This window comes from Neobacillus sp. BF23-41 (genome assembly GCF_041106275.1).
Window position 1 is genome coordinate 1 of record NZ_JBGBPR010000060.1, and the last position, 7,981, is coordinate 7,981.

A 7,981-nucleotide genomic window follows, 5' to 3' on the forward strand; every position below is an offset into this window, starting at 1 on the left:
TAGTGCAAGCACGGTTCTGTGAGGGGGGTGGAGTACAATTTACCGCAAGGTAGAAAGGCTCCCTTCTACTCGACTAGCTTAATAAAAAAATTTTTTATCGCTCAATTAAAATTTTGGAATCGGGCATATTTAATTCGCATAACAAACGGTGTTTTTCTAAGCAAAAAAGGCAAACCATTACAGTTTCCTAACTCTTTTTAATTCGCCTCTTAGAAGTGGGACACTTCGACTTTGAAGCCGAATTTTTTTGCTACTTGCTCCGCGGTCTGTCCAGCGATTAAATCCTTGATCATGTCATCCGCATGTGTCATCACTCTCTCCAGATTATAGGGAAACACATTCGGATTGTGCCCTTTGGAATAGCGGTCGGGGAGTATAAAAGGATGGAACAAAAAAATAATCGAGCAGCGCCCGATTATTTTTACTGTTTTTTCTATTTTTGAATTCTGTTGGGATAAAGTCCCATCACAAGGGATGATAAAGCAAAAGACAAGGAAACTTCACTTGTCTTTTCGGTTCATAAACAAGGTTTCACTGTTCATTTCGATTCCTGTACATCAAAACAGCGACGAGGCTTTGCCATTCCAACGCTTCGTTCATCGCTTTTTGATATTCGGTTGAGGTCTTTTCAATGGGAGTATAACGATGCAAAAATAGGAATTTAAACAACGGCTTTAAAATCTCATCAACCGTTATCCTCAGTTCGATGATCCTGGCTGCACCCGTCTGTTTCGATTCGCCGCTCAATCCACCGATGATGGCGCCAGTGCTTCCCCCGATTATCCCACCAACGATGGCACCGCCTATTTGCGGACCTCTCGAAGACTTAATGATGGATGATTCATCCTCAAATAATTCGCAATGGATAATCTTATTGGTGTTTATGAGTTCTGTTTTTTCTGGTTCGGACAGATGGATCGTCAAAATGCGCTTATTTTCATCATCATAAAAAATATGATGATAGTCATTCGGAGTGGAAAATCTTCTCAGAACGGTAAATTGGTGTTCGTCTAATATGCTTCGGATTTTATTTTGTTTTTTTTCGAACTCCTTTTCTTTGCTCCGTTTTTTCAACCTGTTCACAAACCATGTAAAAAGCACGCACAACAATATGATGATAAGCACAATCACTTTAGCGTCCATATTCTCCCCCCATTGTAGTCGATAGTTAACCATATGAATGAAAGTCATTTTTATGTCATGTCGGAGTAACTGCTATTACTCGCAGGGGGTTATAGTGTTAGTGCGGCATCTAATTCTAACAACGGAATACCGGTGCAATTATCGGAATTACAAACGACAGTTTCTAATTACTTTTACTGGCGGTGCCTTTAGTGAAGGAATATTAATTAAGCTAGCGTATTCTTTTGAATAATCTACAAAATATCGAAGATTCCCACTCTTAAACTAAATGGGTTTAAGAACTAGCGGCTGCTATTTCTTGGAGGCTCTTTCTTATTGAACTAAAGGAGCAGTTTAGCATTCCTGTAGATCGTTAATTATCAGGTTTGAAAAAATAGAGCCCCTCAGTAAGATACGAGTATAGAGTCCAATCTAACTCAGAGTCTTAAGGAGGAAGCCCTACTATGAATTTTAAAATGCAAGACAAACAAAATCAACTAATTGAAAGAATTTCCGATACACATCTTATTGTTGGTGTGGATATTGCTCAACAACTACACGTTGCAAGAGCAGTTAATTTCCGTGGAATTGTAGTTGGAGACCCTCTTACATTTAAAAATATTGAAGAGGGGTTAAATTGGATTCAAGATTTAAAAAGATTAAAAAACTTAGATGCAGTAATAGTAGGTATGGAGTCTACAGGCCATTACTGGATTAACCTATCAAAATGGTTATACAACCAAAAAATGAGGTAGTTACAGTCAATCCTCACTTAGTAAAAAGGAATAAAGAGAATCGTGATAATACCCAATCTAAGAGTGTAAAAAAGATGCACTCGTCATCGCAGATATGGTCAAAAACGGATACTATTCCTTTATCCGCCCTTCCTCAGAATCATTTGAGAAACTTAGAGTTCTAATGTCTAACCGTGATGTGATTGTAAAACGTCTCTTCATGTCTATAAATCAAATAAATCAATGGGTGGATGTTGTCTTTCCAGAGTTACGACGAGTGTTTAACGATGTTTCGTGCAAAGGTTCAATCGCAACCCTTCGTTTATTTCCAACTCCAGATGAAATATCCTCAATGGAGTCACTAGATGTCCAGATGGGATGGAAGTCATTAATGAAAAGACAAACATGAAACTGTACGGTAAACTAGCAAGGATTTTTATAGGAATAGCACGACGAACGAGTCTTACTGTCCAAATAAAATACAGGAATTAATCCCTTTAGCAGCTTAGAAATAAAACATTAGTTTATAAAATGTAACAATTAAAATAGTTAACTTTAATTTTGAATGTTGTCTTATTCGTAGGATTTCAAATATGTACGTAGTACCAGGTTTCTTCAACAAAAGGGCACTGTGACCCATCAGTTTAGCATAACTGGCCTCCACCCCTTGGAAAGGCATGACACGAAGGAATGAGAGGGCAATTGACCCGTTGAGACATGGAAGGGAATGCCTCCAGGGGCGGCGTGGAGATGTACATTATATGGTAATATATGGAGTAATAGCTAACTCCTTTATTTAACTATGCCTTCACGAAGTCAAATGATCTAGATTCATTCCAATTACCCGTCATTCTATTTATAAGGGTTATGAAATCCTGCGAATAAGTGATCATTCAAGAGATATTCGTATCAAACTCAGGGAGTTGAAGGATATCCGAAAAAAAAACCCACCTTTTTTACAAAGATGTCTGAATCTAGTTATTTCATTTGGCTTTAACCTTCTTCATTTGAAATCAATAGCCCACTCTATGGTTTTTTAATTACAAAAGCGATCGCCACTAAGTCATGCCCATTATTATATAGACGGGCTCCAATTTCCTCTCTAAGTGTAATATATAGTGTAATGTCATATTAGCTTTCTATACATTCGAAAGGAAGTGTAAAAAATGGATAATGCCTTACCGATTACTAATGCCTTACCGATTACTGCTGGCGCAAATGTTCTTCCCCAACCTCCATTGTCTTACTCCTATGCAGCTCCTGTTCATGCAGGTTGCTTTCCTGCACGTGGGTGCGATGATTTTATACTCATAGTAGTGTTGTTTATTTTATTAATCATTGTTGGTGCAGTTTGTTTCTGTGGTTAAAAAATGTGACTGTATCTTTAAATAATCCTCATCTTTACTCCTGATGAGGATTATTTTGCCTTAAACTTATGCAAGTTTTTATTCATTTCTTGCATATTTTCGGCTTTTTTAAATTCAAAATCACATACTGTCAGAAACAACATTTTTTAATTGCCAAATACAATATTTTTCGAAAGAAATGGACAGTAATTTAGACTGTGAATAAGTTTTACAAAAGAACAGTACAACATATTCGATAGTCATGCCGTTAACTGGTATCACTTTTTATAATTCAACCAAAATATTGTGATGTTGTTCACTTAAACTAACGAGTGCTTTAGTTGAAGTATACTTATGAAGTCGATTCCACTTGGAAATCGGCTTTTTTGATTTCTTGGTGTCATAATTTAAGCGTTGTGGAATGATTTCTTCAACTAACGAGCACGAAGTTGATACAAGTATTGAATTACCTTCTATATAAAAAGATAAGAATCAGGTTTACCTTATAAAACTAACCTATTTCTTACAATCCTGTCAGAAAACATTCACCAAATGGTAAGTGGTGACTATGTGCCTATTATGGTTTAATAAGTCTTGTGACAAATTGAGCAAACAAATTAACTAATAGGAGTTGGCATATATTGAATAACTTATTGATGAAAAAAGATTTATCAGCAGAACAACTTGCAATGGTAAATGGTGAAATGAGCAAAAAACAAAAGTCAAAAGGACTTGCGTATGCACTTTGGTTCTTCTTAGGCGTCCTAGGCGGTCACCGTTATTACGCTGGTGATGTTGGACTTGGAATTGCAATGACATTAACACTTGGTGGTTTGGGTATTTGGGCATTCATTGATGTGTTCTTTATCGGAAAACGAATTGAACAAAAAAATGAGCAACTTGAGAACGAAGTTATTATGACTGTTAAAGCATTTTCAAACAATAAAACGTAGCTAGTGCATAATGTAAAACAAAAGTTAATTAATAGGGTGGTTCTATATGTATAGCTGCTCAAATATGATAATGCTTGTGAAAAGTTGAACAATAAAAATACACTCAAAAGGAGTTGTTAATAAATGAAAAAATTATTATCAATCGCACCTGCAGGTGTTATGTCAATGGGTATCTTTGCAGGAAATGCTTTTGCTAAAGAAGGTAATAATGGTAACCATGGTAACGGTAATAATGGTAATCACAATGGACATAAGCCTGATGTATCTATTGATGTACCACAAGTATCAAACATTTTTGGTAATCCAAATGGAAATATGCCTACAATTGATCCAGTAAACGATATAGAAGTAGAAGGTATCGGTAACGAAGTTAATCCTATTACACAGGTACAATTAGATGAAATCAAAAGAGATGTTAATATGTTTCTTCAAGAAAATGGTGTCGGACAACTAGGTATGACAAACAATGTCGTAACACCTGAGAGTGACCATACTACTCTTAAAATGGAATTTAATACAGGATTTAGCATGGGTCCTATTACAAGAGAGTGTATTAAAAACACTACAAGTAAGGCTCTAGATAAAGAAGTTATTTATATTGAACCAGTAGGAACTGCGGGGCAGGTTATCGTAAAAGTAAAATAGGTTGGGGTTATTCCCTTTCCTAACAAATTTGAAGGAGGAATTAATTATAAAAAAACTAATCGCAACTTTAACAGTAGGTGTAATGGCTTTAACTTTTGGATCCAGTGTAATGGCTCAACAACCAAATACCGCTAATAATTACGGTGATTTCGGTTCAGCAAAGATGGAAGCAAAAATGATTAAGGAAATCAATCGTGTAGTAAAGAATGATATTACTGATTTTAACTTTAAACCTCATGCTATCGTGTTAGACCAAGCTATTAGTGATGATGAAGTTAAAGAAGTCAAAGCTATTATCAATCATGCTACTAATAAGTTTGTTGTTAAATATCACCCAACAACAGCTACTGGTGATGCTAAGTTTGTTTTTAATAGCAAATCCCATATTTTTACTACCTCTTTTCAGCATTTCCATATTCCAATTGCTACGGTAATCCCTATTCTTATTCACTAACGGGGCAGGATATTTTATAAAATGGTGTATAGAAAGGAAATTCAATTATGACTCAATACATTTATCCTGCTTCACCTATGAGATTACCTAAAGGTTCGTTAGGACCAACGCTCTCGCCTGCTGTTATAATTTCATCATCTATACGGCCTTAAAATCCAAAATAACCATTTTCATCCATATAAGCAGAGTCACTAGAAACATACTGTCGCCAGGCATATGATTTATATTATTCAGTATTACCTCCACCCATACACCAAAAAATTTCTTCATTCTTTATAAACGATTCTAGATATTCCCTGTCCGTAGCAAGCTGCGAGCGATAAGCCCGAATCGCTTTCAACTTTCGAATGGCTTCAGTTTCGGTCATTGGCACCCGCACTGGCGGAGGCCACGGTACAAAGCTGGGAATTCGCCCTTCTTTATACTCATGTGCCTCAAACGGCAATCTGGGGGTAATCCCACGTGGCCATGGCCATTGGGAGTCTGGTCCGCTGTGGATCAAATAGGTATACACGTGCCCTCTGTAACCAGTCGCCTGCACGGCGTCACGAACAAACGAGTAAGCTGCTTGATGATCGGGATGCCCATCCGCACCGTCGGTGACGTAGATTTCCTTTGGCTGCAGACACCTAATCAGGTCCATTGTATCGGAGAGGGCAAATTCCTTCAGATAGGGCGCAGGCATGCCATAAACAAGCGAATGATAGTCCGGGTGTACCATGCTATACGTCTTTCTCATCAGGGTAAAGCGTTGCTGGAAAGGCTCGGGGCCCTCGGACTTATAGACACGATCCAGTCCGGCATCGGGATAGCCCAGGAAGGTAATATCCGACGGCTTTAGTCCCAATTCCGCCGTAGCAGCATACACTTCGAACTGGCGCACCCGCGCCAATTCGAAGTAATCCTCGGGACGGAGCTCGTCAATGTTCTTCTTGAGCAGCTGGGAGGCAGCCCTCGGGTAACCATCTCCATTCGTAAAGATAACAACATGAACCCGCTTTCCTGCCGCCACTGAGCGCATGATCACACCCGCTGTCCCTAGCGTCTCGTCGTCGGGATGAGGGGCGAAAACCAGCAGATCAATAGGCTTGGTGTTTGTCACGTAGTTAACTGGTTGAAAACCATAAATAGTTTTGGATAAGTTACTCCAAATAGATGGTATAGGTACGTGTTGAACTGATAACAAGGGTGCTATTTGCATTGGGAATATTAATCCAGACAAGTGCATTGATGGTTTAGGAAAAAGATTATAGTAACAGAGATAGCACGGACAAGGCTGATTTAGGTAAGGCCAGTAAATAGGTAGATTTCTGTATGTTTTTTCTATCAACGCTTGTTCCTCCGTTCTTAATAATAGACTCTATTATTGCCTAGTAAGATGGGACAAGGGGTTTTTGAAGTCGATATACTGGGAAACTCCGCGAGTAGATAAATATCCTGGAAATAATCTAATGTTCGAAAGAGTTGATGAGGAGGAAGTTGAGAATCCTTTAAGTCAGTCCTGAACTATCAATTAGCACCCACTTACTTTGTAGATACATAGATAGCGTTAATTGAAAACGATCCCAATTTCACGACATTCGGAACACAAATAAATTAAGCGAAGATAATATTAACCTATGTAGGCGAATGTTGTTTTGTTAAAGAGATAACGCCAAAATTTTGACTTATCGCTAATGACCTTTAGCGAGGCGTAAAGCTCAATTTAGTTAAGTGAGTTTAAAGTGTGTCCAGCGTCTCATGGCAAAGCAGAGATCCGCTTTAAGTGGTGCACCATTATTCAATAAGTGAGTGGCATAGCTATGCCTCATTTGGTGCGGATTCACAATACGAACATAAAGTGCAATAAAAGTTAACGTGCTTGTTTAACTAACGGGTGCAAGAGTTGAAGATCCAGCTGCCATAATGGTGGCTTTCTTATTGTATTAACGAAGCAGGATAGCTGAAGAAGAGAGAGGTAAATCTAACTCACAATATGTAGTTATTACGAGGGAAGGAGAAACTATCAATGGGAATGACATATGAAGATTGTAAAAAAGTTATTAGATATATGGAAGAAAGACTAAATTATCACAAGATGTTAGCCAAGTACACAAATCAAACAGTAAAGTTAAAAAAAAATCAAGATGACATAAAATATTGGGAAGAAGCTATACAGCAAGCAAAAGAGGACTTTGGCTCTGTATACGATAATATATGAAACAGAAAAACAGTTCTTCAACGAAAAGATACAAGAGTTGAAAATCCAGAAGTTCCGTGGCATTTTTTGCTTGCTCCACTAACGGGGCAGTTTAGCTTTCCTGTAGATCGTTAAATATCAGGTTTGAAAAAAATAGAGCCCCTCAGTAAGATATGAGTATAGAGTCCAATCTAACTCAGAGTCTTAAGGAGGAAGCCCTACTAATTTTAAAATGCAAGACAAACAAAATCAACTAATAGAAAGAAATTCCGAAACACATCTTATTGTTGGTGTGGATATCGCTCAACAACTACATGTTGCAAGAGCAGTTAACTTCCGTGGAATTGTAGTTGGAGATCCTTTAACATTTGAAAATAATGAAGAGGGATTCGTTAAACTATTAAACTGGATTCAAGATTTAAAAAGATTAAAAAACTTAGATGCAGCAATAGTAGGTATGGAGCCTACAGGCCATTACTGGATTAACCTATTAAAATGGTTATATAACCAAAACATTGAGGTAGTAACAGTCAATCCCCACTTAGTAA

General features: G+C 37.6%; 9 protein-coding genes and 1 pseudogene. 8 read left to right on the forward strand and 2 right to left on the reverse strand.

Annotation, left to right across the window (positions count from 1 at the left end):
- Positions 1-531: 531 nt before the first annotated feature.
- Positions 532-1,143, reverse strand: a complete 612-nt coding sequence (locus AB7942_RS29720; RefSeq protein WP_335713509.1) for a hypothetical protein — start codon at positions 1,141-1,143, stop codon at positions 532-534.
- A gap of 94 nt (positions 1,144-1,237) precedes the next feature.
- Between AB7942_RS29720 and AB7942_RS29725 the strand changes: the two genes are divergently transcribed.
- The 6 genes and pseudogenes from AB7942_RS29725 (at position 1,238) to AB7942_RS29750 (ending at position 5,254) form a co-directional block, all read left to right on the forward strand.
- Entirely contained in the window at positions 1,238-1,375 is a 138-nt protein-coding gene (locus AB7942_RS29725; RefSeq protein WP_369449666.1) for a hypothetical protein, read from the forward strand.
- Between the two features lie 211 nt (positions 1,376-1,586).
- Positions 1,587-2,259, forward strand: a pseudogene (locus AB7942_RS29730) (IS110 family transposase); the annotation flags it as partial.
- Positions 2,260-3,022: 763 nt separating this feature from the next.
- A complete protein-coding gene (locus AB7942_RS29735) occupies positions 3,023-3,223 on the forward strand; it encodes a YjcZ family sporulation protein (protein WP_369449667.1) in 201 nt (66 codons plus the stop codon).
- Between the two features lie 620 nt (positions 3,224-3,843).
- Positions 3,844-4,155: a TM2 domain-containing protein gene (locus AB7942_RS29740; RefSeq protein ID WP_369449668.1), complete on the forward strand. Its 312-nt coding sequence runs from the start codon at positions 3,844-3,846 to the stop codon at positions 4,153-4,155.
- A 123-nt stretch (positions 4,156-4,278) separates the two neighbouring features.
- Positions 4,279-4,800, forward strand: a complete 522-nt coding sequence (locus tag AB7942_RS29745; RefSeq protein ID WP_369449669.1) for a hypothetical protein — start codon at positions 4,279-4,281, stop codon at positions 4,798-4,800.
- A 109-nt stretch (positions 4,801-4,909) separates the two neighbouring features.
- Positions 4,910-5,254, forward strand: a complete 345-nt coding sequence (locus tag AB7942_RS29750; protein WP_369449670.1) for a hypothetical protein — start codon at positions 4,910-4,912, stop codon at positions 5,252-5,254.
- Positions 5,255-5,480: 226 nt separating this feature from the next.
- Here the strand turns inward: AB7942_RS29750 and AB7942_RS30650 are convergent, their stop codons facing one another.
- Positions 5,481-6,584 carry a PIG-L deacetylase family protein gene (locus tag AB7942_RS30650; protein ID WP_483310949.1) on the reverse strand — a complete coding sequence of 368 codons (1,104 nt, stop codon included), beginning with the start codon at positions 6,582-6,584 and terminating at the stop codon, positions 5,481-5,483.
- A 678-nt stretch (positions 6,585-7,262) separates the two neighbouring features.
- Here AB7942_RS30650 and AB7942_RS29760 point away from each other — a divergent pair.
- Positions 7,263-7,454 (forward strand): hypothetical protein, encoded by a 192-nt coding sequence (locus AB7942_RS29760; RefSeq protein ID WP_369449671.1) that lies wholly within the window; start codon positions 7,263-7,265, stop codon positions 7,452-7,454.
- Between the two features lie 211 nt (positions 7,455-7,665).
- Positions 7,666-7,981 (forward strand): IS110 family transposase (locus AB7942_RS29765; RefSeq protein WP_369449672.1); only part of this gene is annotated, 316 nt, incomplete at its 3' end.